At 72.9% G+C, this 23,961-nt stretch carries 18 protein-coding genes; 9 read left to right on the top strand and 9 right to left on the bottom strand.

The window, feature by feature from the left end; all coding sequences use genetic code 11:
* Positions 1-4 precede the first annotated feature (4 nt).
* Positions 5-1,084 (top strand): hypothetical protein, encoded by a 1,080-nt coding sequence (locus AQI70_RS21620; protein ID WP_062152581.1) that lies wholly within the window; start codon positions 5-7, stop codon positions 1,082-1,084.
* A gap of 208 nt (positions 1,085-1,292) precedes the next feature.
* Here AQI70_RS21620 and AQI70_RS21615 read toward each other — a convergent pair whose 3' ends face one another.
* From AQI70_RS21615 to AQI70_RS21605, 3 genes are all read right to left on the bottom strand, one after another.
* A complete protein-coding gene (locus AQI70_RS21615) occupies positions 1,293-1,547 on the bottom strand; it encodes an EF-hand domain-containing protein (protein ID WP_062152579.1) in 255 nt (84 codons plus the stop codon).
* A gap of 288 nt (positions 1,548-1,835) precedes the next feature.
* On the bottom strand, positions 1,836-3,479 hold the full coding sequence (locus AQI70_RS21610; RefSeq protein ID WP_062152577.1) for a cellulase family glycosylhydrolase: 1,644 nt from the start codon (positions 3,477-3,479) through the stop codon (positions 1,836-1,838).
* Between the two features lie 59 nt (positions 3,480-3,538).
* Positions 3,539-4,648, bottom strand: a complete 1,110-nt coding sequence (locus AQI70_RS21605) for a GDSL-type esterase/lipase family protein (protein ID WP_062152575.1) — start codon at positions 4,646-4,648, stop codon at positions 3,539-3,541.
* Between the two features lie 231 nt (positions 4,649-4,879).
* Here AQI70_RS21605 and AQI70_RS21600 point away from each other — a divergent pair, with 231 nt between their 5' ends.
* Together AQI70_RS21600 and AQI70_RS21595 are read left to right on the top strand one after the other, a co-directional pair.
* Positions 4,880-5,926, top strand: a complete 1,047-nt coding sequence (locus AQI70_RS21600; RefSeq protein ID WP_208607409.1) for an FUSC family protein — start codon at positions 4,880-4,882, stop codon at positions 5,924-5,926.
* Between the two features lie 128 nt (positions 5,927-6,054).
* Positions 6,055-6,591 (top strand): hypothetical protein, encoded by a 537-nt coding sequence (locus AQI70_RS21595; RefSeq protein ID WP_062152571.1) that lies wholly within the window; start codon positions 6,055-6,057, stop codon positions 6,589-6,591.
* 100 nt (positions 6,592-6,691) lie between these two features.
* Here AQI70_RS21595 and AQI70_RS40270 read toward each other — a convergent pair whose 3' ends face one another.
* Both AQI70_RS40270 and AQI70_RS21590 read right to left on the bottom strand, forming a co-directional pair.
* A complete protein-coding gene (locus AQI70_RS40270) occupies positions 6,692-6,973 on the bottom strand; it encodes a hypothetical protein (protein WP_425264631.1) in 282 nt (93 codons plus the stop codon).
* A gap of 166 nt (positions 6,974-7,139) precedes the next feature.
* Positions 7,140-7,757 carry a Rho termination factor N-terminal domain-containing protein gene (locus tag AQI70_RS21590; RefSeq protein ID WP_062152569.1) on the bottom strand — a complete coding sequence of 206 codons (618 nt, stop codon included), beginning with the start codon at positions 7,755-7,757 and terminating at the stop codon, positions 7,140-7,142.
* Between the two features lie 198 nt (positions 7,758-7,955).
* On the opposite strand from AQI70_RS21590, the gene AQI70_RS21585 reads away from it, so the two are divergent.
* Entirely contained in the window at positions 7,956-8,204 is a 249-nt protein-coding gene (locus AQI70_RS21585) for a hypothetical protein (RefSeq protein WP_062152566.1), read from the top strand.
* Between the two features lie 35 nt (positions 8,205-8,239).
* Here the strand turns inward: AQI70_RS21585 and AQI70_RS21580 are convergent, their stop codons facing one another.
* The gene (locus AQI70_RS21580; RefSeq protein WP_062152564.1) at positions 8,240-9,076 is read right to left on the bottom strand and encodes a cytochrome c oxidase assembly protein; all 837 of its coding nucleotides are present in this window, start codon (positions 9,074-9,076) and stop codon (positions 8,240-8,242) included.
* A complete protein-coding gene (locus AQI70_RS21575) occupies positions 9,073-9,567 on the bottom strand; it encodes a DUF2243 domain-containing protein (RefSeq protein ID WP_062152562.1) in 495 nt (164 codons plus the stop codon). The genes AQI70_RS21580 and AQI70_RS21575 overlap by 4 nt, the downstream gene beginning before the upstream one ends.
* 361 nt (positions 9,568-9,928) lie before the next feature.
* On the opposite strand from AQI70_RS21575, the gene AQI70_RS21570 reads away from it, so the two are divergent.
* Positions 9,929-11,566 (top strand): sigma-70 family RNA polymerase sigma factor, encoded by a 1,638-nt coding sequence (locus AQI70_RS21570; RefSeq protein ID WP_062152561.1) that lies wholly within the window; start codon positions 9,929-9,931, stop codon positions 11,564-11,566.
* Positions 11,567-11,608: 42 nt separating this feature from the next.
* Here AQI70_RS21570 and AQI70_RS21565 read toward each other — a convergent pair whose 3' ends face one another.
* Positions 11,609-14,056: a SpoIIE family protein phosphatase gene (locus AQI70_RS21565; protein ID WP_062152559.1), complete on the bottom strand. Its 2,448-nt coding sequence runs from the start codon at positions 14,054-14,056 to the stop codon at positions 11,609-11,611.
* Positions 14,057-14,241: 185 nt separating this feature from the next.
* Positions 14,242-16,257 carry a SpoIIE family protein phosphatase gene (locus AQI70_RS21560; RefSeq protein ID WP_062152557.1) on the bottom strand — a complete coding sequence of 672 codons (2,016 nt, stop codon included), beginning with the start codon at positions 16,255-16,257 and terminating at the stop codon, positions 14,242-14,244.
* 233 nt (positions 16,258-16,490) lie between these two features.
* Between AQI70_RS21560 and AQI70_RS21555 the strand changes: the two genes are divergently transcribed.
* The 4 genes from AQI70_RS21555 (at position 16,491) to AQI70_RS21540 (ending at position 23,690) form a co-directional block, all read left to right on the top strand.
* Complete coding sequence (locus AQI70_RS21555; RefSeq protein ID WP_062152555.1) at positions 16,491-19,865, top strand: pyruvate carboxylase; 3,375 nt, start codon at positions 16,491-16,493, stop codon at positions 19,863-19,865.
* Positions 19,866-20,405: 540 nt separating this feature from the next.
* The gene (locus AQI70_RS21550) at positions 20,406-21,209 is read left to right on the top strand and encodes an aminoglycoside adenylyltransferase domain-containing protein (RefSeq protein ID WP_062152553.1); all 804 of its coding nucleotides are present in this window, start codon (positions 20,406-20,408) and stop codon (positions 21,207-21,209) included.
* Between the two features lie 58 nt (positions 21,210-21,267).
* Entirely contained in the window at positions 21,268-22,053 is a 786-nt protein-coding gene (locus AQI70_RS21545) for a cyclase family protein (protein ID WP_062152551.1), read from the top strand.
* Complete coding sequence (locus AQI70_RS21540; RefSeq protein ID WP_062152550.1) at positions 22,050-23,690, top strand: thiamine pyrophosphate-binding protein; 1,641 nt, start codon at positions 22,050-22,052, stop codon at positions 23,688-23,690. The genes AQI70_RS21545 and AQI70_RS21540 overlap by 4 nt, the downstream gene beginning before the upstream one ends.
* The last annotated feature ends 271 nt before the right edge of the window (positions 23,691-23,961 follow it).

Here is a 23,961-nt window from a genome sequence, read left to right as displayed (position 1 = left end):
GCTTCTGTGGTGGGCGGGAGCGAGTGCGCACGCGCTGCAACTGCCGGGCACCAACGGCGTGCTCGGCGGCCGGGCCGTCGCCGAGTTCGAACGCTGGCTCATCCCGTGGTCGTACGACCCGCCGGCCTCGGTTCAGTCCGGAGCCCTCGGAAACGCGGCCGGGACCGACTACAGCGCGCTGTACGCGACCGCGCTGCAGATCCGGTTCGGCGCGGTCTTCGCCTTCTTCGTGCCCGGGGCGCTGCTCCTGGTCCGCAGGCTGCCTCCGGTGCGCGGCCGGACGACCGCCGCGCTGCTCGCGCTGTGGGCCTGGGGCCTGGTTGCCGGGACCCTGGCGGTGACCGTCTCCGCGCCGTGGCTGATCGCCTCGCAGGGGCACGGCAGTTACCGCTTCCTGCCGCAGCTGGCGAGCGCGATCTCCTCCGGGCGGCAGATCCTGGTGGTGACCGCGCTGGTCGCGGTGGCGGGAACGGTGCTCGCGGCGCGGGTCACCGCCAAGGGCGCCGGTCCGCTGCCGCAGGAGGACGTCCCGGCGCGTGCCGCGCGGCTGGCCGCTACCGCCGGTACCGTCGTAATCGCGCTGTCCCTGGTGGTCCTGTCGTACCAGTCGGTCGCCGCCGCCATCCAGACGGGCTTCACGGGCAGCGGGCTGTTCGCCGAACCCGGAGACCTCCTGCGCCAGTGGCTGCTCCTGGGCGCCTGGGCGGGCCCGGCGGGCGCGCCGCTCGGCGACTGGCTCCTGTACCGCGCCGCCGACGCGCTGCTGCTCGTCGTGGTGTGGTGGTCACTGCGGAAGCTGCCCGGCCTGCTCACCCGGGCCACGGTCCCGGCGATGGCGGCGGGCGCGGTCTGCGCGACCGTCCTCGGGCTGCTCGCGAGCCAGTTGCTGCGGGTGGTCATGGACGGGACGGGCCTGCGCTGGGATCTGATGCACCTGTCCGCCGGCCTCGGTGGGGGCGTCCCGGCAGCCCTGACCTTCGGACTGTTCGCGGGAGTTGTGGCTGCCGTGATGCTGCGGGCGGCCATGGGCCGTGCGGCGGACGCCGACGCGACGGCTTCCGTCGAGGGGCACGTCGGGGCCTAGCAGCACGGAGTACTTGCGGCTTGCGGAGCGGAAAGGGTCGGTGAGGCGGAAAGGATCGGTGAGGCGGAAAGGATCGGTGAGGCGGAAGGGTCGGTGAGGCGGAAAGCGGCGGCGAGGTCGCTGTGGCGGTCGGGGTGGTGCCGCTGGGCCTCAGGGTGTCCACTGTCCCAGTGGAGTCACCAGCCCCGACCTGATCTCCCCGGACAGGTCAGGACCAGCCGAAACGGCGGTCCACCACCGCCGCGAACTCCTCCAGGGTCAGTACTTCGTCTCCGTTCTGGTCGGCGGCGTCGAAGAGGGCGGAGGAGGCGTTCTCGTCTCCCACGGCCCAGAACGGCAGATCTCCCGAGGCGGCCAGAGACGGCCCCTTCGTCCGCAGGGCGATGATCACCTCTTCGCGCGTCAGGGTCCCGTTCTTGTCGAGGTCGAGCGCCTCGAACAGCTTCCGGGCCTTCTCGCTCATCGCGTCACTCTCGTTCCTGTCGTCGCCGGGCCGGCCGGCCCGCCCTGTCCCCCTCGTCAGACGCCTCCTTTCCCGTCCAGGTTGCCTCCCCCGGCCGAACCACCGCCAGTCGCTTCCGGTGGGTCTCCGGCCGCCTGGATCCGGGCGGGCCACGCCATCCCCGTCAGCCGGCGACACCCCTCAGGCGGCGACACCCCGCGCTGGGCGTGCCGCGGCCTCCTCGGTGCCCTGACCGGCCAGGACGCCGAGGAGGTTGCGTGCGTGGAGACGGTCAGGACGTGGAGGCGGTCAGGACAGGGAGCAGGTGGAGCCGTTCAGGGTGAAGGCCGTCGGGGTGGGGTTCGTGCTGCCCTTCGTGGCCGTGAAACCGAGGGTCACCGAGCCCGCGGGAGCGATCGTCGCGGTGTACGACGCGGCGGCGACGCTCACCTCGGCGCCGCTCTGCGTGGCGGTGCCGCCCCACAGGTTGCTGATGCGCTGGCCGGAGGGGAAGGCCCAGCGCAGGGTCCAGCCGTTGATCGCCGAACTGCCGGTGTTGCGGATGACGACCTCGCCCTGGAACCCGCCGGGCCACTCGTTCGTCACCCGGTAGCCGACCCCGCACGCCGCCGGCGATCCACCGGAGGACGTCGTGACGGTCACCGTGCCGGAGCGCTGCGAGCGGTTGCCGGCGGCGTCGCGGGCGTAGACGGCGAAGGTGTAGGAGGTGGACGGGGCGAGGCCGGTGACGGTGGCGGAGGTGCCGGTCGTGGTGGTGGCGGCGGTCTCGGTCGTGCCGCTGACCCGGACGACGTCATAGCCCGTGACGCCGGTCGCGTCGGTGGCGGCGGCCCAGGCCAGTTTCACGGATGACGAGGTCACGTCCGAGGCGGTCGGTGTGCCGGGAGTAGTCGGGGGAGTGGTGTCGCCCCCGCCCGAGGCGTAGACCGTGGCTTCCTTCGAGGTGGCGGCGATGCCGTTGGCGCCGTTGAAGACGCGCTGGCCCCAGGAGCTGAGCCGCGTGGGGTCGAAGTCGATCGCCAGGTCCAGGATCGGGTCGGTGTTGCCGCTCCAGGACCAGGCCAGATAGCCGAGCTTGAGCTGCTGGGCGGCGGCCATCATGGTGTCCTCGTCCGGGTCGCCCCATTGGTCGGGCGGGCCGCCGAACTCCCCGATGAGAATGGGCAGTTCGGCGTTGACGAAGGCGTTCAGATAGTCCGTGATCTCCTGCGCGGTGTCGTAGACGCTGTACATGTGGATCGAGAAGATCAGGTTGCCGGTGGGGTCGGCGTCGTAGACGGACTGGGCGTTGGCGCGCATGACGCCCTGCCAGTCCTGGCCCCAGTTGGGCGCGTCCACCATGATCGTGTGCGCGAACCCGGCGCCCCGCAGCTTCTTGACGGCCGCGATCGTGGGCTCGGTCCAGCCGGCGGGATTGGTGTTGCCCCAGGGCTCGTTGCCGATGTTGATGATGACGTAGTTCTCTTCGCCGGTGAGCACGTCCTTCAGGCCGATCCAGTAGTCGGCCGCGTGGTCGAGGGTCCCGGCCGCGGCCTCCTCGCCGTAGCCGGTGGTGTCGTGCACCTCCAGCACGCAGATCAGCCGGTTGGCCTTGCACTGGGCGATGACGCCCGCCACGTCCTCGGCGCTGTTCTTGGTCCAGCGGTGGCCGTCGGAGAGGACGACACGGACGGTGTTGGCACCCAGCGCCTTGACGTCGGCCAGCGACTGCGTCTCGCCCGGATACCAGGTGTGGGCGTGGTTGACGCCACGCATCACGAAGTCGTTGCCGTTCCCCTCCAGCAGCCGGCCGTTCTGGATGTGGATGCCGGTGGCCGCGGCCTGGGCGGGCGTGGCGAGGGAGAGCAAGGGGACGAGCAGGCCCAGGAGGGCGGCCACGACGGCGGCCACTCGGGGGGCGGTGCGGGTGCGGGCGCGGGTGCGGGATCTCATGGCGGCTCCGAAGGGCTAGATGGAGTGATGAGGTGATGATGTGATGGGGTGATGGGGCGTCAGGAGGACGTGGCGCGCGCTGTGCAAGTGACAGTCGCCGCCGGAGTGCCGGCCGTTGCCGGGGCGCTGACGATTAAGCCGAAGGTGGCGCTCGCGCCGGGCGCGAGTGTGCCGTTCCAGGCCGCGTTGGTGACGGTGGCCGTGCCGTCGGCGGCCGTGCTGAAGGTGCCGTTCCAGACCTGGGTGAGACGGGCGCCGTCGGCCGGTACGACCGTCGCGGTCCAGCCCGGGACGGAGGAGGCGGACGCGTTGGTCACCGTCACCTCGCCCTGGTAGCCGCCCTGCCAGGCGGAGACGGCGCGGAAGGACGCGCGGCAGGCGGGCGGATCAGCGGGGTCACCGGGGTCGCCGGGGTCGCCGGGACCGCCCGGGTCCGCTTCGAGGAGCGCGGCCAGGGCCGGGTACCAGCGGGCGGCGATCTTCTCGTCGCCGGAAGCGCTGGGGTGCACACCGTCATAGGTGTCGGTGGCCGTGTCGAAACCCCTCCACTGGTCGACGACCGTGACCGGGGAGCGGGTCGTGCTCGTCGCGCGGGCCCAGTCGGGGATCCGGGCGTTGAAGTCGACGACGCGCTGCGGGCAGCCGGCGCAGCCGCTCGGGTTCATGGGGATGAGCTGGGCGACGAGCACCTTGATGTCCGGGTTGCCGACCCGCATCTGCCCGACGAGCTTGGTGTAGGCGGCGAGGATCCGGTCGGGGGCGATGCCGCTCCACACGTCGTTCGTGCCGAAATGCATGACAACGATGTCCGGGAGCGTCGCGGCCAACCGACCCGGCAGCAGGTTCTGGTCGGCCACGTTGGTCACCAGCTCGCCGCCGTGGCCTTCGTTGTCGCCGTCGTGCGGCTGTGCGCAGCCCTGGTGGCCGAGGGTGCCCACGAAGTCGATGTCGGTGTGTCCGGCGTCCTGGAGCCGGTTCCACAGCAGCGCCCTCCAGCAGCCGGGCGAGCCGGTGATCGAGTCGCCCAGCGGCATGACGCGCACGGGAGCCGCGGCTGCCGGTGCGGCTGCGGCAGAGGGCGCGAGTGCCACCCCGACGGGCAGGAGCAGGGTCGCCAGCAGGGCGAGAAGCGGAAGGATCCGCAAGGGTGAGTGGCGGGTGCTGGGCATGGTGTTCCCTTCCCCGGAGTAAGATGGGAGCGCTCCCATGAGACATCAAGCCATCCTTGTCATTGACGCGTCAAGATGGCGGCGGGTGGCATCCATCGCGGCAGGGGTGGGACTTGTCCTGGGATGCAAGGGATACGAGGGGCAGTGTCAGGTGCCCGGCGCCGGGTCAGGGCGGCGGTCGAGGCAGTTCGGCGGGCGTGCACGGAACCGGGGCGTGAGCGGGACCTGGCCGTGCAGGCGTTCAAGGCGGCTCTGGCCGCATGTGTGGCGTGGGCGGTGGCGGGCTGGTGGTTGAAGGCACCCATGGCGTTCGTCGCGCCATGGGTGGCGATCGTGCTGGTGGAGTCCACGGTGTACCGGTCGATCGCGCACGGGCTGCAGCAGCTGGCGGCCATCGCCACCGGGACCGTGGTGGCGACCTGCGCCGTGCTGATGGTGGACTCCCCGATCGGGGCGATGGGCCTGGTGCTGCCGGCGGTGGTGCTCCTCGGGAACTGGCGGAGACTGGGCAGCCAGGGCATCTACGCGGCCACGGGCGCCTTGTTCGTCCTGACCGGGGGGCCGGTCACCGTCGCCGCGTCGGCGGCTCGGATCGCGGAGGCGGTCTTCGGCGCGCTGGTGGGCATCGCCGTCAACGCGCTGATCAGGCCGCCCGTGTATCTGCGCAGTACCCGCGCCGCGCTGGAGGACGCCGCCTGCGAGGCGCAGGAGATCCTGGACGCGGTGGCTGACCGGCTGGCTGCCGATGAGTGGGACGCCCATGTGGCCGGTTCCCTGCATCAGCGTGCGCTGCGCCTTTGCCGGCTGGTGGACCAGGCCCGCGCCGCGCTCGGCTGGAGCCGGGAGAGTCTGCGCGCCAATCCGCGCAGCCGCAGCCGCGTCATCTCGCCTCCCGGCCGGGACTACGACGACGCGGTCACCGTTCTCGACTACGTGGCCGTCCACACCACGGGCGTCACCCGGCTGGTGCTGGAGGCCTGTGACGACGATCGGAAGGACCACCGTCCGGGACCGCACATCACCGAGCCGTACGCGGAGTTCCTGCGCGACAGCGCCCGCGCCATCCGGCTCTACACCCGGAGCCGGTTCGCCTTGCACGGGCAGGACGAGCAGGCGGACCGGGAACTGCGCGAGGTCGTCGATGACCTGGTCCGCACCCTGGACCACCTGCGGCGCAGTCTGCCCGGTGCGGTGCCCACCGACCCCGACGTGCTGGCGACCTACGGAACGCTGCTCACGCAGGCGCGCCGGCTGGCCGACCAACTGGTGGGGCGCTGACCGTGCGGAGCACGCGGGCCGGGGGCCCATGCCGACGTCGTGGATGACCTGCCGGAGGGGGTACTCGCAGAGCGGGCCTGTGTCCGGCAACGCAGGCGCACGTGCCAGGGACGAACAAGGGACACACGATGAGCAACCGACCGGGCTCCGAGACACGGCACCCCGGGCAGAGCCGGGGCGACGGTTCGGCCTTCCTGGGTATCTACCTCAACGACCATCTGGCCGGTGCCACCGCCGGGACCGACCGAGCCCGCCACCTGGTGCGCTCGTGCGAAGGTTCGCCCCTCGCCGCGACGCTGGGGCCGATCGCCGCCGAGATCGCCGAGGACCGGGCGAGCCTGATCCGCATCATGCGGCGGCTGGGCATCCCGGTGCGGCACTACAAGGTCTACGCGGGCCGGGCGGCCGAGCGGGTGGGACGGCTCAAGAGCAACGGCCGCCTCGTACGCCGTTCCCCGCTCAGCACGCTGTGGGAGCTGGAGGCGCTGCGGCTGGGGGTGGAGGGCAAGGCGGCCGGATGGGAAGCGCTCAGGCTGGTCGCCGACACCGACGAACGTCTCGACCCACGGCTGCTCGACGAGCTTCTGGAACGGGCCCGGCGGCAACAGAGCACACTGGAGCGGTTGCGCCGGGAGCAGGCCGGGGCAGTGTTTCAGGGTGCCTGACGCACAGGCCTCCCGGTCTCTCCAAGTCTCTGAGGAAGTCTCTGAGGCTGAATCTCTAAGGCCGCGGGTTGGTGGCTGAGTCTCTAAGGCCGCTGAGTCTCTAAGGCCGCGGGTTGGTCCGCTGCCAGCCCCGGCGGGTGCCTGGACCTCGCCGGCCCGCAGCAGAGGCACAGCGAGGGCACACCCGCCGGACGGCATCGGCCGCGCCGCCTGACTCCGGCAGGACGTCGGTCCAGTCGACGGCTTGGAATCGGGCCAGCCGCGAGCGGTGCAGAGCCAGGCCGCACACGGTCTGGTTCATCCCTTGTTCCCAGTCGTGCACTTCACCGGCAGGAAGCCAACGCCCGTCCTCCTCGTCCCACCAGCGGCTGGAGGCCGCCACCGCATAGCGCCGTTTCCCTGTCACGACCCCCGGGTGCCCCGCTGGAGCGTCGGCACGCTGAGTCCCACCAGGTGGCCCTGGGGGTGAGGGGGCTGCGAAGCGCCGATGCGGGCCGTGCGCGGAAAGATCACGGCGGTCGGCGAGCAGCCCGCCTCACCACGACGGTTCAGCCGTTCCCGCGGCCCTGAGCCTTGTTCACCTCTTGGGCCAGTTCCTCCTTGTTCATCGAGGACCGGCCCTCGACGTCGAGTTCCCGCGCCTTCTCGTACAGCTCCGCCCGGGTCCCGCCGCCTTCGGTCTGCTCCGCTTGCCCGGCGTCGGCACCGCCACCGGCGGCCTTGAGGGGCTGGCCCGCCAGTTTCCGGGACCGGCGGGTGGCGAACTGCATGCCCAGTTCCCGCAGCCGCTCGGGGCCGACCGCTTCGCCCAGCGCGGGCAGGATCTCGTTCTCCTCCTCCTCGATGTGGTGCACCACGGCGCCGACCCACTCCTCCAGAGCGCGGTCGAACTCCTCGCTCTCCCAGTCCATCTCCAGCAAATGCTTACCGAGGCTCTCCGCCTGGTGGTGCTCCTCGGCGGCGTGCTCGGCCTCTTCCTTCTCGCCGGCCTCGCGGGCCACGGCCGGGTACACCCGGTCCTCCTCGGCCTCGCTGTGCGCCTCCAGCATGGCCACGGCCAGGGGCAGGGCCAGCGGCCGGGAGCTCCGGTCCGTCTTCATCATGTCGAACAGGCGCTGCAGCTCGCGGTGGTCGGTGGTGACCAGGGTGATGAGGTCGTCAGCCATGGCAGGGCCCTCTTCTCGTCTTTCGCTGAGTATTCGGTCCCCCCTGTTCAGGCACCGGGTTTCCGCAAGCGGACAGCCTGATACATCGGCGGGCCGCGGGATTACGGTTCTCGCCCGAACGGCTCACGGACCCGTTTCGCGGTTCCCACCTCTGGGAACCCGGCCAGACTGACCCCGACCTCGATGGGAGGGACGGACATGACCGGCCACCATGAGCACCGCGGGAACCGCTACGACCGCGCGCGCAGCCAAGAGGAGCCCGGGTCCCACTCGGGCGCGGAGAGCCAGGCACAGGAGCGATCCGTGCCGGGTACGGCCGGCGCCAAGGAGGGGTACCAGCCTGAGCGCGGCACGACGGCGGGCAAACCTCTCGAAGGGATCGAGACCGAGGAGCGCGCCTCGAAGAAGCCGGACGGCGAGGGCGGCGGGGCATCCGCCGACCGCTGACCGACGCGAGCCCGATATCGCAGATGCTGCTGCTGTCAGGGCGTCGCGCGTCGGGTCGGCCCGTGCGTGGCCCGCTCGGAGGCCGGCGTCCTGACTCCACGGCGTCGGTGGGCGCGGCCGGTGGCGGAGTACCACTGGGCGGCGAGCACGGCGGCAAGTGCGGCTTCGACGAGGTCGCCGCCGTAGTACATCAGCTGGGCTCCGGTGTGCAGGTCTGCGGCTGTGAAGGCGGTGCCCGGTGGGGGCGTGGCGTAGAGGCTCTTGGCGAGGACCGCGTGGGCGGTGCCGGCGGCCAGCAGTGTGGTGCCGCGTACGGCGAGGCTCCAGCGGCGGCGCACCGGGTCGAGCTGGCAGACGCTGAAGGTGAAGAGTGATCCGGCGGCCAGGACGTGGGTGTGGGTGGCTGCGTCGAGCAGCGGCTCGTGGTGGGTGGTGGCAAGGAGCCGGGTGCCGTGGAGGAGCCACAGGCCGCCGAGGTCGAGGACGGCGGCCAGGGGCGGGAAGAGCAGCCAGGTGGCGGGTCGCGAGTGCGCCACGGCCAGCAGCGTGCCCCGCGTCGGTCCGGGGGACAGGCTGCGCAGCGTGAGAGTGAGGGGTCGGGCGAGGACCAGCAGCAGCGGAGCGGTCATGGCGACGATGAGGTGCCGGGTCATGTGGGCGGTGAACGGCCCGCCCGGCAGCGGGGCGTTCACCGCGTAGACCAGGGTCGCGCCGCCGACGGTGAAGGAGGCGTCCCGCAGCGGGGGCCAGATGTCCCCCCGGCGGCGGAGCCGGGCGGCGGCCGCCAAGTACGCGAGTGCGGCAAGTGTCACGGCCGCAGCCAGGGCTGCCCCGAATTCTCCGGTGCCGGAGTGGCCGTGGGGCAGGGTCATGTGCGGGCCGTTCCATCCGGGGCGTGGCGGGTCGCGTGGACGGTCAGGGAGATGCCCACGAGCAGGAAGACGAGCCCGGCGAGGTTCCATCCCCAGTCGTAGGGGGTGACGTCCACGCCGTAGCGGATCTGGTGCAGGCGCAGCAGCTTGTGGTCGACGACCCCGTCGAAGAGCTGGAAGCCACCCAGGCCCAGGAAGAAGCCGGCCCGCGCATGCGCCGGGGCCAGGGTGTTGCGCCGGCGCAGGTCCGCGAAGAGGAAGAAACCGGCGACCAGGGCCAGCAACTCGCCGGTGTGCAGCAGCCCGTCGGACAGCAGGGCGATGCCGGGCGTGGAACGGTCGTAGAAGTGGTGCCAGTGCAGGACCTGGTGGAAGACGATCTCATCGACCGCGGCCATCACCGCCGCGCCGATCAGCGCGCACACGGCCAGTGACCGGCGCGGCTGCAGCCGGCCCTCGCGCGGGGCCGCCGGGGTCGGTTCGCTCGTCATCACCTGGTGCCTTCCTGGCGGGGCCGGTCGCCGTACGTCTTCCCCGCCCGCCCGCGACGAGGCCGCTCCGCATGGCATCCGGGTGTGCCGGTGGCGGACCGCTCGATGGTCGTGCCGTGGGAGTGGGGCCGGGCGCATGGGGTGAAGTCGCTTATTTCCGCACTGATGTGGGCGTGTAGGGCTCAGGGGGACGTACCGAAGCGCTCCGGCCCGCCGATGTGACGTCCCCCATTGCGCGGCCGGGCCGAGCCCGTGAGGCTCTCGTGGAACTGGCGTCCGAATACCTGTTATCCGGGGCGCACCGAGCGATCTCCCATGTGTCGGACAGCACCGTTGGGCGTCGAGGACAGGGAAGCTTTTGATGAGTACAGAGCGCACGAGGGAGTCGGCGGCACTGGTGACCGCTGCCCGGGGTGGCGACCCGCAGGCTCAGGACGCCCTGGTCAGTGCGTATCTCCCGCTGGTCTACAACGTCGTGGGGCGGGCGCTGAACGGCTCGGTCGATGTCGACGACGTGGTGCAGGAGACCATGCTCCGCGCCCTGGACGGGCTCGCGGCTCTGCGGACTCCCGAGAGCTTCCGCTCCTGGCTCGTGGCGATCGCGATGAATCAGGTCCGGGCGCACTGGCAGGCCCGGCAGTCGTCCCCGGGCGGCGTCGAGGAGGCGGAGGATCTCGCGGATCCGGGCGCCGACTTCGTGGACCTGACCATGGTGCGGCTCCAACTCTCCGGCCAGCGCCGGGAGACCGCCCGCGCCACCCGCTGGCTGGAGCCGGACGACCGAGGACTGCTGTCGCTGTGGTGGCTGGAGTGCGCCGGCGAGCTGACCCGGACCGAGGTCGCCGCCGCCCTGGAACTGTCACCTCAGCACACGGCGGTCCGGGTGCAACGGATGAAGGCGCAGCTGGAGGCGGCCCGGGTCGTGGTGCGGGCGCTCGACTCGCGGCCGCTGTGCGAGGAACTGCGGGGCGTGCTGGCCTCATGGGACGGCCGGCCCTCGACGCTGTGGCGCAAGCGCATAGCCCGGCACGCCCGCGGGTGTGTGCGCTGCTCCGGCCTGTGGAACGGGCTGATGCCCGCGGAGGGGCTGCTGGCCGGGCTGGCGCTGGTCGCCGCCACGCCCGCGCTGTTGGAGAAAGTGCTCTCCGCCTCCGGCGGGATGGCCGCCGTCGGCTCGGCGTCCGGGCTGAACGCGTCCCAAGGCCAGGGCAGGCCGGGCTCTCGGGCCGGGCACCGTGCTGCGCGCGGCCGTACGACCTCGCGCGGCGAGGCCCGTCGACGTCGCCGCAACCGGCGCCGGGCCGTCGGTGGTGCCGTCGTGGCGGCCTGCATAGCGGGTGGCGGACTCTGGTACTTCGACACGGACCCCGAGACCGGCACCGAAGAGGCGACCGCCGCGCGCACCGCCGCCGCTCCGGCAGCCGTTCCGGTACCGAGCGCCGCCGAGACCTCCTCGTCCGCCTCCGCCTCCGCGTCTCCGTCGCCGTCCGCGTCGCCGTCGAAGAAGCCGAGCCCCGCCAAGACCGCGCCCCCGGCCAAGAAGAGCCCGACTCCCCGGCAGTCCGCTCGGCCGACTCCGAGCGCACCCAGTCCTGAGCAGCCGCAGCCGACCGCTACGGACACCGTCGCGCAGGTGGTCGCGCTGGTGAACAAGGAACGGGCGGACGCCGGTTGCGGTCCGCTCGCGCAGGACGCGCAACTGAACAACGCCGCACAGGGCCACTCCGAGGACATGGCCGCCCGCGACTTCTTCGACCACACCAACCCGGACGGCGCCGACCCCGGGCAGCGCATCACCGCCGCGGGCTACACCTGGTCCACGTACGCGGAGAACATCGCCCGGGGCCAGCAGACCCCGGAGGCGGTGATGGACTCCTGGATGAACAGCCCCGGCCACCGCGCCAACATCCTCAACTGCTCGTTCAAGGACATCGGCGTGGGGATCCACAAGGCCTCGGGCGGACCGTGGTGGACGCAGAACTTCGGCGCCAGGCAGTGACCCGCCGTCCCGACGGCAGGTCCGGTCGCAGGCCCTGAGGGCTCAGGCGCCCGGCTGCCCGTGGGGCACCGCCAGCGGTTGCTCGGCCCAGATGGTCTTGCCGTCGCGGCCGTAGCGCGTGCCCCACCGCTCGGACAGCTGGGCCACCAGGAACAGACCCCGTCCGCCCTCGTCGGTGCTGCGGGCCTGGCGCAGGTGGGGGGAGGTGTTGCTGGTGTCGGAGACCTCGCAGATGAGCCGGCCGTCCCGGATCAGGCGCAGCAGCACCGGGCCGCCGGCGTACCGGTAGGCGTTCGTGACCAGCTCGCTCACGATCACTTCGGTGGTGAAGGCCAGCTCCTGAAGCCCCCAATCGGTCAGCCGGCCGCGCACCAGGGCCCGGGCCCGGCCGGCCGCGGTGGGCTCGGCCGACAGCTCCCAGGTGGTCACCTTCTCCGCCGCCAGCACCCGGGTCCGGCCCAGCAGCAGCGTGACGTCATCGGCCGGCCGGTCGGGCAGCAACGCGTCCTCCACCGCCTTGCACGTGTCCTCCAGCGAGCGGGCCGGACCGGCCAGCGCGGTACGCAGCAGCGCCAGCCCCTGGTCGACGTCGCGCTGGTCGGCCAGGAGGAGACCATCGCTGTACAGGGCGAGCAGGCTGCCCTCCTCCAGTTCGAGCTCGGCCGTCTCGAACGGCAGCCCGCCCAGGCCGAGCGGTGGTCCGGCGGGGAGCTCGACCGGGCGCACCCGGCCGTCCGCACCCACCACGGTCGGCGGCGGGTGCCCCGCGCGCGCCATGGCGCAGATCCGGGAGACCGGATCGTAGATCGCGTACAGACAGGTCGCGCCCACGATCTGGGGTGTGTTCCCGTCGGCCTGCCGCTGCTCGGTGGCCAACTGGTCCACCAGGTCGTCGAGCCGGGCGAGGACCTCGTCCGGGGCCAGGTCCAGGTGGGCCAGGGTGCGCACGGCGGCACGCAGCCGGCCCATGGTCGCCGAGGCGTGCATGCCGTGGCCGACCACGTCGCCGACGACCAGCGCGACACGCAGGCCCGACAGCGGGATGACGTCGAACCAGTCACCGCCGACACCGGTCGAGGCCCGCGCGGGCAGATAGCGGCGGGCGGTCTCCACCGCCGGGTGCTCCGGCACCTCACTCGGCAGCAGGCTGCGCTGGAGGGCCTCGGCGGCCTGGTACTGCTGGGTGTAGCGGCGGGCGTTGTCGATGCAGACGGCGGCCCGGCCGGCGAACTCCTCCGCCAGGGTGAGGTCGTCCTCCTCGAACGGCTCGGGTCGCTGTGAGCGCCACAGGCACACCAGGCCCAGGGCGACACCGCGCGCGACCAGTGGCACCACCATCAGCGAGTGGACCCCGAGCGCGAGCGCCTGCTCGGCCCGGGCCGCGTCCGCGGAGAACAACGCGGAGCCCACTTCCAGGGTGGGCTGCAGGACCGGACGCCGCTCGGCCAGGCAGCGGGCCTGCGCGGTCTGCTCGGGGAAGGAGAACAGATGGCCGACCGGATACATCACCTGCAGCGCCTCGGGGCGGATGCCGCGGGCCGCCATCCTGCGCAGCGGGCCCGTGGCGTCGGGAGCCGGCTCCTCCCCGCGCGGCACGGGTTCGAGCAGATCCACCGAGAGGGCGTCGGCGAGCGCGGGAACCGCCACCGCGGCGAGCTCACGCGCCGTCCTGGCCACGTCCAGGGTGCTGCCGATCCTGGTGCCGGCCTCGTTGAGCAGTGCGAGTCGCCGACGGGCCCGGTGGCGGTCGGTGACATCCTCGACGATCTCGGTGACGCCCAGCACCCGCCCGGAGGGGTCCTGCATCCGGAAGGCGGACACGGAGACGATCAGTTCCTTGCGGGGATCCCGCAGCAAGCGGCAGGGCTGCTCGGCGAAGATGATGGGCCGGCCCGTCTCCAGAACCTGCCGGAGCCTTTCCTCGATCAGTTCCGTGTCCGGGCCGAGCAGGAAGTCGGCGGTGCGAAGCCCGCGGTACGCCTCGGCCGGCAGTCCGCCGAACCGCGCGATCGCCCGGTTCACCCGCAGGATGCGCAGGTCCGGGCCGAGCACCGCGACCCCCACCGGGGACCGGCGGAAGAAGCCGTCCAGCATGGCCCGGTCGATCTCCCACTGGACGATGTCCTCGGCGAGCGAGCCGACGAGCAGCCACTCGACACTGGCGTCCAGTCGTTGCACCCGGCGGGCCCTGAACCCCACGTACACGCGGTGGCCCGCGCGATGCCGCACCGGCAGCAGCCCGAACCAGCCGCGCTCCCGCAGGCAGGCGGCGGTCGCCTCGGCGATCAGGGCCTCGTCCCCACGGTCGACCAGGACCTCGCGCACGGGCCGCCCCAGCACCTCGTCGGCCCGGTGCCCGAGGAGCGCGGTGGCCTGTTCGCTCCAGGCGACGACCCGTCCGCGGCCGTCCAGCACCGCGGACGCGGACTGGTGGACCGAGAAGGGATCGTCCGGGCTCTCGCTGAGCGTCGTCGGGGATGTGTCGTGCATCGCCCACCCATCTCGCGCCGTTCGCGGGGCCCGTGGTGCGGCGCCCCGGGGCCGCCGCTGCCGTCCGGAGTGCCCGGCTGTGCAGCGGCTCATCCCCAGTATCGGTGGTGCGGGCACCGCGTGCCTCGTCGTCACGGCCGGCGCCGCGCTGCCGGGGCACACGCCCGACGGTCCGGCGCCCGAGGTCAGCGGGGCAGTGCCCGGGCGAGGAGCACCGCCACGTCGTCGTCGGCCACCTCGGGCATGACCTGGGCGAGGAGTTCGTCGCAGACCTGCTCCAGCGGATGCCCGGGATGCCGCAGCGCCTGTGCCAGTCGGCGCATGCCCTCGTCGAGGTCGGTGCCGCGGGTCTCGATCAGACCGTCGGTGTAGGCCGCCAGGAGGCTGTGCGGTGGCAGGAAGACCTGCTGGATCTCGCAGTCCTGGCCGCCCACGCCCAGGGGCGGGCCCGCGGGTCCGTCGAGGAAGGCGACCGCGCCCCGCTCGTCGGCGACCACGGGCGGCGGGTGGCCCGCCCGGGAGATCAGGCAGCGCCCGGTGAGCGGATCGTGGACGGCGTACAGGCAGGTGGCCATCTCGTTGTCGCCCAGGTCCGCCACGGCGGCGTCCAGGAAGCGCAGCACCTGGTCGGGCGGGGTGTCCCGGCGTGCCAGGGTCCGCACCGCGGTGCGCAGCTGTCCCATGACCGCCGCCGCGTGGATGCCGTGCCCCATCACGTCCCCGATCACCAGGGCGATCCGGTCGCCCGACAGGGCGACGGCGTCGAACCAGTCGCCGCCGACCTCGTGGTCACCGGCCGGCAGATAGCGTCCGGTGAGTTCCAGTCCGCTCACGGTGGGCAGGGAGGGGTTCATCAGGCTGCGCTGGAGGGTGAGCGCCGCGTCGCGTTCGCGGCCGTACATGCGCGCGTTGTCGATGTTCAGCGCCGCCCGGGCGACCAGCTCGTCGATCAGCAGCGCGTCCTGGTCGTCGAACGGCTCCCGATCGCGGGTCCGGGTGACCACGACCGCGCCGAGCACGGTGCCGCGGGCCACCAGCGGGACCAGGCGGGCCGAGCCCACGCGGGCGCGCAGGTAGTCGCGCAGCCGGTCGGCGCCGGGGGCGGGGATCAGCGGGCCGATGTCGGTCAGGTAGAGCTTCATGGGCCGCCCCGCGCCGATGACCTGCTCGTACACCGAACCGGGCGGGACCTGGAAGGTCATGCCGACCGCGAGGCCGTCGGCCGGCGCGGCCGGATCGGTGAAGGCCGCCGCGGTGCGGCGGACCACGCCGTGCGCCGACGCGGCGGTCTCGTCCGGGGCCACCGCCTCCTCCAGCAGCTGGACGTCGGCGGAGTCGGCCAGCCGCGGCACCAGGACACGGACCACCTCCTGCGCCGTCTGCGTCAGATCCAGCGTGGACCCCATCTGGGTACCCGCCTCCGCCAGCAGCGCGAGGCGCCGCCGCGCCTGTTCCGCCTCCCGGTGGGCCCGCTGCCCCTCCGTCACGTCGATCAGCGAAGCGATCACTCCCACCCGCCGGCCGCCATCGCCGAGCAAGGGGGCGTACGAGCACGACCACGTCCGCTGCTGCCCCGGCCCCGCAGAGCCGGCGGCGGTGTGGCGGCGATCCACCACCGCCTCACCCCGGTCGAGGACCTCCCGCATCACCGACTCCAGCGCGCCACCGCCGGGGACGACCTCCCGCACGCGTCTGCCGACGTGCTCGGCGACCGGCACGCCGTCCATCCGCGCCAGTGCCTCGTTGACCCGAAGGAAACGCAGGTCGGAACCGAGGAGGGCCAAGCCGGTCGGGGACTGGGCGAACAGCCCCTCCAGCACCTCCAGCCCCTTGAGCCCCTCCAGCGCCGCCGGCGCGGCCCGCAGCCGCCCCACCGAGGCGGTCTCGGCCGCCATCGTCAGCACACCTGTCCGCCCCCGCGCATCCGCGACCGGACAGTGCCACATCTCCAACTCGACCAGGGTCCCGTCGCGATGCCGCACCGGCAGCCGTGCGACCACCGCCGCACCCGACCGCACCTTCCGCGTGAGCCGGTCGGCCGGCTCCCGGCTCTCCTCGGGCACGAGCACGCGGTTGGCGTCCTGGCCCACCATCTGCTCCGGCGTGTGACCGAGCAGGTCCCGCGCGGCGAGCGACCACCGCACCACGCGCCCCTCGGCATCGGCCACCCAGAGGGCGAGCGGGAGCAGATCCTGGAACACGTCCCCCTGTCCCACCGCGGACGTGCGCTGATCCGGCGTTTGACCGACCGCATCGTGAGCATGTGCACCGCAGTGACTCGCGCCGGCCATAAGGGCACCTCGCTTACACCCCCCTTGACCACAGGAGGCTCAAGGACAGCCTAGGCCGCAAGTGGTCCGGCTCACATGGCGTGACCGGGGTACCGCCGACACCATGGGTGCTCTCCGTCACCGGCAGGCTGAAGGGATCAAGAATGTTCCGCAAGGTGCTGGTCGCCAACCGCGGTGAGATCGCGATTCGGGCGTTCCGCGCAGGCTATGAGCTCGGCGCACGCACCGTCGCCGTCTTCCCGTACGAGGACCGCAACTCCCTGCACCGGCTGAAGGCCGACGAGGCCTATGAGATCGGCCGGCCGGGCCATCCGGTGCGCGCCTACCTCTCCGTCGAGGAGATCGTCCGTGCCGCGCAGCGCGCCGGAGCCGACGCCGTCTACCCGGGCTACGGCTTCCTGTCCGAGAACCCCGATCTGGCCAGGGCGTGCGAGGAGGCGGGCATCACGTTCGTCGGGCCGAGCGCGGAGATCCTGGAGCTGACCGGGAACAAGGCCCGCGCGGTGGCCGCCGCCCGGACGGCGGGCGTGCCGGTCCTGGGCTCCTCGGCGCCGTCCACCAATGTGGACGCCCTGGTCAGCGCCGCCGAGGAGGTCGGCTTCCCCGTCTTCGTCAAGGCGGTCGCGGGCGGCGGCGGGCGCGGCATGCGCCGCGTCGAGGACCCCGCCCAGCTGCGCGAGTCGATCGAGGCGGCCTCCCGGGAGGCGGCGTCCGCGTTCGGCGACCCCACGGTCTTCCTGGAGAAGGCCGTCGTCGAACCGCGTCACATCGAGGTGCAGATCCTCGCCGACGGACAGGGCAACGTCATCCACCTGTTCGAGCGGGACTGCTCGGTACAGCGCCGCCATCAGAAGGTCATCGAACTCGCCCCCGCCCCGAACCTCGACCCCGAGCTGCGCGACCGCATCTGCGCCGACGCCGTGCGCTTCGCCCGCCAGATCGGCTACCGCAACGCCGGCACCGTGGAGTTCCTGCTCGACCGCGACGGCAACCACGTCTTCATCGAGATGAACCCCCGCATCCAGGTCGAGCACACGGTGACCGAGGAGGTCACCGACGTCGACCTGGTGCAGGCCCAGCTGCGCATCGCCGCCGGCGAGACCCTGGCCGACCTGGGGCTGTCGCAGGAGACGGTCACCCTGCGCGGCGCCGCCCTCCAGTGCCGTATCACCACCGAGGACCCCGCCAACGGCTTCCGCCCGGACACCGGCCGCATCAGCGCCTACCGCTCGCCGGGCGGCTCGGGCATCCGCCTGGACGGCGGCACCACCCACGCCGGTACGGAGATCAGCGCGCACTTCGACTCGATGCTGGTGAAGCTCACCTGCCGGGGCCGGGACTTCTCCACCGCGGTGGGCCGCGCCCGGCGCGCGGTGGCCGAGTTCCGCATCCGCGGTGTGGCCACCAACATCCCCTTCCTGCAAGCCGTGCTGGACGACCCCGACTTCCAGGCCGGCCGGGTCACCACGTCGTTCATCGAGCAGCGCCCGCACCTGCTCACCGCCCGCCACTCCGCCGACCGCGGCACGAAGCTGCTCACCTACCTCGCCGACGTCACCGTGAACAAGCCGCACGGCGAACGGCCCGACCTCCTCGACCCGCTCACCAAGCTGCCCGCGCTGCCGGCCGGTGAGCCACCGGCGGGCTCCCGGCAGCGGCTGGCCGAACTCGGCCCGGAGGGCTTCGCGAGCTGGCTGCGCGCCTCACCGACCATCGGCGTCACCGACACCACGTTCCGCGACGCCCACCAGTCGCTGCTGGCCACGCGGGTGCGCACCAAGGACATGCTCGCCGTCGCCCCGGTGGTGGCGCGCACCCTGCCCCAGCTGCTGTCCCTGGAATGCTGGGGCGGCGCCACCTACGACGTCGCCCTGCGCTTCCTCGCCGAGGACCCGTGGGAGCGCCTGGCGGCCCTGCGCGAAGCCGTGCCGAACCTCTGCCTGCAGATGCTGCTGCGCGGGCGCAACACCGTGGGCTACACGCCGTATCCCACCGAGGTGACCGACGCGTTCGTGCATGAGGCGGCGGCCACCGGCATCGACATCTTCCGCATCTTCGACGCCCTCAACGACGTCGACCAGATGCGGCCCGCCATCGAGGCCGTACGGGAGACCGGAACGGCCGTCGCGGAGGTGGCCCTGTGCTACACCTCCGACCTGTCCGATCCGTCCGAGCGGCTCTACACCCTGGACTACTACCTGCGGCTCGCCGAGCAGATCGTGAACGCGGGCGCCCATGTGCTGGCCGTCAAGGACATGGCCGGCCTGCTGCGGGCACCGGCCGCGGCGAAGCTGGTGGCGGCCCTGCGCCGGGAGTTCGAGCTGCCGGTCCACATCCACACCCACGACACCGCCGGCGGCCAGCTCGCCACCTACCTCGCCGCCATCCAGGCCGGCGCGGACGCGGTGGACGGCGCGGTGGCGTCCATGGCCGGTACGACCTCGCAGCCGTCGCTGTCCGCGATCGTGGCCGCCACCGACCACTCCGAGCGGCCCACCGGCCTGGACCTCCAGGCCGTCGGCGACCTGGAGCCGTACTGGGAGAGCGTCCGCAAGGTCTACGCCCCCTTCGAGGCGGGCCTGGCCTCTCCGACCGGACGCGTCTACCACCACGAGATCCCCGGCGGGCAGCTCTCCAACCTGCGCACCCAGGCCATCGCGCTCGGCCTCGGCGACCGCTTCGAGGAGATCGAGGCGATGTACGCCGCCGCCGACCGGATGCTGGGCCGCCTGGTGAAGGTCACCCCGTCCTCGAAGGTGGTCGGCGACCTGGCGCTGCACCTGGTGGGCGCCGGCGTGTCCCCGGCGGACTTCGAGGCGGAGCCGGACCGGTTCGACATCCCCGACTCCGTCATCGGCTTCCTGCGCGGCGAGCTGGGCACCCCGCCCGGCGGCTGGCCCGAGCCGTTCCGCAGCAAGGCGCTGCGGGGCCGGGCCGAGGCCAAGCCGGTGCAGGAGCTGACCGCCGACGACCGCGCGGGGCTGGCGAAGGACCGGCGGGCGACGCTCAACCGGCTGCTGTTCCCGGGACCGACGCGCGAGTTCGAGACGCACCGCGACTCCTACGGCGACACCAGCGTGCTGGACAGCAAGGCCTTCTTCTACGGGCTGCGCCCCGGCAAGGAGTACGCCGTCGACCTGGAGCGCGGTGTGCGGCTGCTGATCGAGCTGCAGGCCGTCGGCGAGGCGGACGAGCGCGGCATGCGCACCGTGATGTCGTCCCTGAACGGCCAGTTGCGGCCGATCCAGGTCCGCGACCGGGCCGCCGCCTCGGACGTCCCGGTGACGGAGAAGGCCGACCGGGCGAACCCCGGCCACGTCGCGGCGCCGTTCGCCGGCGTGGTGACCCTCACGGTCGCCGAGGGGGAGGAGGTGGAGGCCGGGGCGACGGTCGCCACCATCGAGGCGATGAAGATGGAGGCCTCGATCACCGCCGCGAAGTCCGGCCGGGTGGCCAGGCTGGCCATCAACCCCATCCAGCAGGTCGAGGGCGGCGACCTGCTCGTGGAACTCGCCTGAGCAGGGCGGCGGCAGGTGGGCCGCCGCGCCGGCCGAGCATGCCGTCGCGCCCCGCGCAGGGGGAGGCGTCTGCGCGGGGCGCCGGGAGGCCCGACCGGAGGTCAGGCGCAGGCCTCCCGGGTCTCCGGCGCCGGGTCCGCCGCGCCCGCGCTGGGGGCCGCCCCGAAGGTGGCGAGGAGCAGACCGAGGACGGCGGTGCGACCCGGGCGTCCCATACGTGGTGATCGCATGACCCGGGAGGCTAGGCATGCGGCGCACACGCCGTCTGCCCCGCGACGAGCGCCCCGACCGCCGATCGGCCGAATGTGCTTCTGGCGTGATGGCCGTGTGGTGGCGATGTGAAGCCCCCGCCGGGGGTGCATATGCGCACGGCATCGCGAGGGCAGGAGCGCCCGCCGGGTACGACGGCGTCGTCCTCGGTCGTCAGGCACCGCATGCCGATATTGGCCTGATACCGGGCGCGCCGCGAGACGCGGGACGTCCCGCGGTGCGGACGTTCTCGGGCATCCGTCGATTTCCGGCCCGGGCGACACTGACCCCATGACCCGGACGCTCACGGACCCCCACTCCGTCCCCGCCGAACTCCGCCCCTACCTGGAGGAACTCGTCCACCGCACCCACACCGTGTGCGGACCGCACCTGGTGAGCGTCCTCGCGGTCGGCTCCGTCGCGCTCGGCGACTACCGGCACGGGCGCAGCGACACCGACGTGACGGTGGTCGTGGACCCGTCCCTCCCCGGGCGGGCGCTGCCCGAACTGGCTGCCGCACTGGCGCACCCCGCCCTGCCCTGCCCCGCGGCAGGACTTGAACTGGTGGTCTACGCCGAGGACTTCGCCGCCCGGCCGTCCGGCGCGGCGGGCTACCTGCTGGACCTCAACACCGGACCGCTGCTGCCCGAGCGGGTCAGCCTCGACCCGTCCGAATCCCCGGCGTTCTGGTACGTCATCGACCGCTCCGTCGCCCATCAGGCCGGGCGCGTGCTCTACGGCAGCCCGGCGCGGGCAGTGATCGCCGAACCCGCCCGCACCAGTGTGCTCACCGCGATCCGCGCCTCGGTCCGTGAGCACAGCGCCGGCGAAGGGCATCTCGCGGACAACCGGGTCCTCAACGGCTGCCGCTCCGTGGTGTACTGCCGTACCGGCCGCTGGGCGGCCAAGCGCCGGGCGGCGCAGGCGGTCGCGGCGTCCGAGGAGCGCTTCCGGCCCCTCCTGGCGGCGGCACTGCGCAGCTTCGAACGCCCCTCGCGTGTCTCGGCCGAACTGCCCGCTGCAGAGGTGCAGGCCTTCCTGAGCTGGGTCGCCGAACGCGTCGACGAGACGATCGGCCTGGCCGAAAGTATCTGAACGGCCGTCACACCGCCCTGGGATGCTGTCAGTTGCAGCACCGACCCAGGAGGCGCCCATGTCCGAGCCGTCCGTCCTCGCCGCGCTGGTGTCCGCGTTACGGGGTGGGGCCGTCGAAGTCGTCGACCTCACCTCGCCGTTGTCGTCATCGACACCCGTGATCCGGCTGCCGTCCGAGTTCGCCCAGACCGCCGTGTTCGAACTGGAGGAGATCAGCCGGTACGACGACCGTGGCCCCGCCTGGTACTGGAACAACTTCCGCACCGGCGAGCACACCGGCACCCACTTCGACGCCCCGAACCACTGGGTCACCGGCAAGAACCTCGACGACGTGGCCTCGGTGCCGGCACGCCGGCTGATCGCGCCGGCGGCGGTGCTCGACTTCTCCGCGGAAGCCGCCGAGGACCCGGACTTTCTCGTCGAGGTGGACCACGTGAAGGCCTGGGAGGCCGAGAACGGCCCCTTGCCCGACGGCGGTTGGCTGCTGCTGCGCACGGGCTGGGACGCCCGCTCGCACACCCAGGAGGCGTTCCTCAACGCGGACGAGAGCGGTCCGCACACCCCCGGCCTGTCGGCCGAGTGCGCGCGCTGGGTGGCCGAGGAGGCACCGGTGATCGGCCTCGGCGTCGAGACGGTGGGCACGGATGCCGGGCGCGCGCACTCCTTCGAGCCCGCCTTCCCCTGCCACTCCTTCCTCATGGGCAGCGACAAGTACGGGCTGACCCAGTTGCGGAACCTCGCCGCACTCCCGCCGACCGGTTCCGTGGTCGTCGCGGGGCCGCTGCCCATCGTGACCGGATCCGGTGCACCCGCACGGGTGCTGGCCCTGGTGGAGCGCTCATGAAGGTCGCGGAGGCGGTCGGCCGGGCGCTGTGCGCGGCCGGCGTGAGCCATGTCTTCGGTGTGGTCGGATCGGGCAACTTCCACGCCACCAACGCCATGGTCGCGGCGGGCGCGCGCTTCGTGGCCGCCCGCCACGAGGGCGGCGCCGCGACGATGGCCGACGCGTATGCGCGCACCAGCGGCACGGTGGCGGTACTGAGCGTGCACCAGGGCCCCGGTCTGACGAACGCCGTCACGGGCATCGCGGAGGCGGCCAAGAGCCGTACACCGCTGGTCGTGCTGGCGGCCGAGGTGACCGAGCCGAGGTCCAACTTCTACGTCGACCAAGAGGCGTTGGCGAGGGCGGTGGGGGCCGTCACGGCTCGGGTCACGTCCGGGGAGGACGCGGTCGAGCAGGTGTGCGGCGCGGTCCGGCGCGCGGTGCACGAGCGGCGTACCGTGCTCCTCAATCTCCCGCTGCCCGTCCAGGAGTCGGAGGTGCCCGACGGCGCCCTGGCGCACGCCGCGCCTGCGCCGCCACGGGTTCCCGTGGCGCCCGCGGACGCGGACGTCGCGGAGCTGGCGCGGCTGCTCGGGCAGGCGCGGCGGCCGGTCTTCGTGGCCGGCCGGGGATCGCGCGGCCCCGGCTGCCGGGACGCCCTCGCCACCCTCGCCGAACGCCACGGTGCCTTGCTTGCGACCTCGGCCGTCGCCCGCGGCCTGTTCCACGGCGACCCCTGGGCCCTCGACGTCTCCGGAGGCTTCGCCTCACCCCTGACCACCGAGCTGATCCAGGGCGCGGACCTCATCGTGGGCTGGGGCTGCGCGCTCAACATGTGGACCATGCGGCACGGCAGCCTGATCGGCGCCGACACGACCGTCGTACAGGTCGACGACGAGGCGTCGGCGCTGGGCGCGCACCGCCGCGTGCACCTCGGTGTCGTGGGAGACGTCCGGCTCACCGCTCGGCGCGCCCTCGACGCCGGTGGCGAGCGACGCCGGGGCTACCGGACCCCGGAGGTCGCCGCGGCCCTCGCCGCACGCGTGCGCTGGCGTGACGTGCCGTACGAGGACACGAGCACCCGCGAGCGGATCGACCCGCGGACGCTGAGCATCGCGCTCGACGACCTCCTGCCCGCGGAGCGGGTGATCGGCGTGGACTCCGGCAACTTCATGGGCCACCCGAGCATGTACCTGTCCGTGCCGGACCACCACGGCTTCTGCTTCACCCAGGCCTTCCAGTCCATCGGCCTGGGTCTGGCGACCACGATCGGCGCGGCACTCGCACAGCCGGACCGGCTCCCGGTGGCCGCCCTGGGCGACGGGGGCGCGATGATGAGCGCCGTCGAGCTCGACACCGTACGCAGGCTCGGGCTGCCGATGGTGGTCGTCGTGTACGACGACGAGGCCTACGGCGCCGAGGTGCACCACTTCGGCCCCCACGGCCACCCGCTCGACACGGTCCGCTTCCCCTCGACGGACATCGCCGCCGTCGGCCGCGGCTACGGCTTCGAGGCGGTGACCGTACGCACCACGGCGGACCTGAAGGCCGTGGAGGACTGGGTCTCCGGTCCGCGGTCCGCGCCGTTGCTCATCGACGCCAAGGTGGTCGACGACCGCGGCTCGTGGTGGCTGCAGGAGGCGTTCCGCGGTCACTGAGCGCGCGGCGGAGCCGGCCCGGCGGCTCACCGGGGAAGCGGCTGCGGGGGCGGCGAGCGGCGCTGGGACCGTGGAGTGCGGGGCTGCGACGGGCCGCTCCACCGGGTCGCGCACCGGCGCGCTCATGCCCGGGGCGATCTCCTCGTCGCCGCGCGGCCGCAGCTCGGGCTCGCAGGTGAGGACGAGGACCCGCGGGAGCGGATCGGCGCCCAGGGTGGGCGGTCGGCGCCAGGAGCTTCGCCGCCGCGTCGACCAGGAGCGCTGTGTCAAG

Source organism: Streptomyces curacoi (genome assembly GCF_001513975.1).
Taxonomy (GTDB): Bacteria; Actinomycetota; Actinomycetes; order Streptomycetales; family Streptomycetaceae; genus Streptomyces; species Streptomyces curacoi.
The sequence above is the reverse complement of the archived record's forward strand: the minus strand, read 5'-3'. Positions and strand labels throughout refer to the sequence as shown.

Excerpts from the sequence above, each read along its gene's own strand:
- AQI70_RS21615 (WP_062152579.1), bottom strand. The coding sequence starts at position 1,547 with ATGAGCGAGAAGGCCCGGAAGCTGTTCGAGGCGCTCGACCTCGACAAG.
- AQI70_RS21610 (WP_062152577.1), bottom strand. The coding sequence starts at position 3,479 with ATGAGATCCCGCACCCGCGCCCGCACCCGCACCGCCCCCCGAGTGGCC.
- AQI70_RS21605 (WP_062152575.1), bottom strand. The coding sequence starts at position 4,648 with ATGCCCAGCACCCGCCACTCACCCTTGCGGATCCTTCCGCTTCTCGCC.
- AQI70_RS21595 (WP_062152571.1), top strand. The coding sequence starts at position 6,055 with ATGAGCAACCGACCGGGCTCCGAGACACGGCACCCCGGGCAGAGCCGG.
- AQI70_RS21590 (WP_062152569.1), bottom strand. The coding sequence starts at position 7,757 with ATGGCTGACGACCTCATCACCCTGGTCACCACCGACCACCGCGAGCTG.
- AQI70_RS21585 (WP_062152566.1), top strand. The coding sequence starts at position 7,956 with ATGACCGGCCACCATGAGCACCGCGGGAACCGCTACGACCGCGCGCGC.
- AQI70_RS21580 (WP_062152564.1), bottom strand. The coding sequence starts at position 9,076 with ATGACCCTGCCCCACGGCCACTCCGGCACCGGAGAATTCGGGGCAGCC.
- AQI70_RS21575 (WP_062152562.1), bottom strand. The coding sequence starts at position 9,567 with ATGACGAGCGAACCGACCCCGGCGGCCCCGCGCGAGGGCCGGCTGCAG.
- AQI70_RS21570 (WP_062152561.1), top strand. The coding sequence starts at position 9,929 with ATGAGTACAGAGCGCACGAGGGAGTCGGCGGCACTGGTGACCGCTGCC.
- AQI70_RS21565 (WP_062152559.1), bottom strand. The coding sequence starts at position 14,056 with ATGCACGACACATCCCCGACGACGCTCAGCGAGAGCCCGGACGATCCC.
- AQI70_RS21555 (WP_062152555.1), top strand. The coding sequence starts at position 16,491 with ATGTTCCGCAAGGTGCTGGTCGCCAACCGCGGTGAGATCGCGATTCGG.
- AQI70_RS21550 (WP_062152553.1), top strand. The coding sequence starts at position 20,406 with ATGACCCGGACGCTCACGGACCCCCACTCCGTCCCCGCCGAACTCCGC.
- AQI70_RS21545 (WP_062152551.1), top strand. The coding sequence starts at position 21,268 with ATGTCCGAGCCGTCCGTCCTCGCCGCGCTGGTGTCCGCGTTACGGGGT.
- AQI70_RS21540 (WP_062152550.1), top strand. The coding sequence starts at position 22,050 with ATGAAGGTCGCGGAGGCGGTCGGCCGGGCGCTGTGCGCGGCCGGCGTG.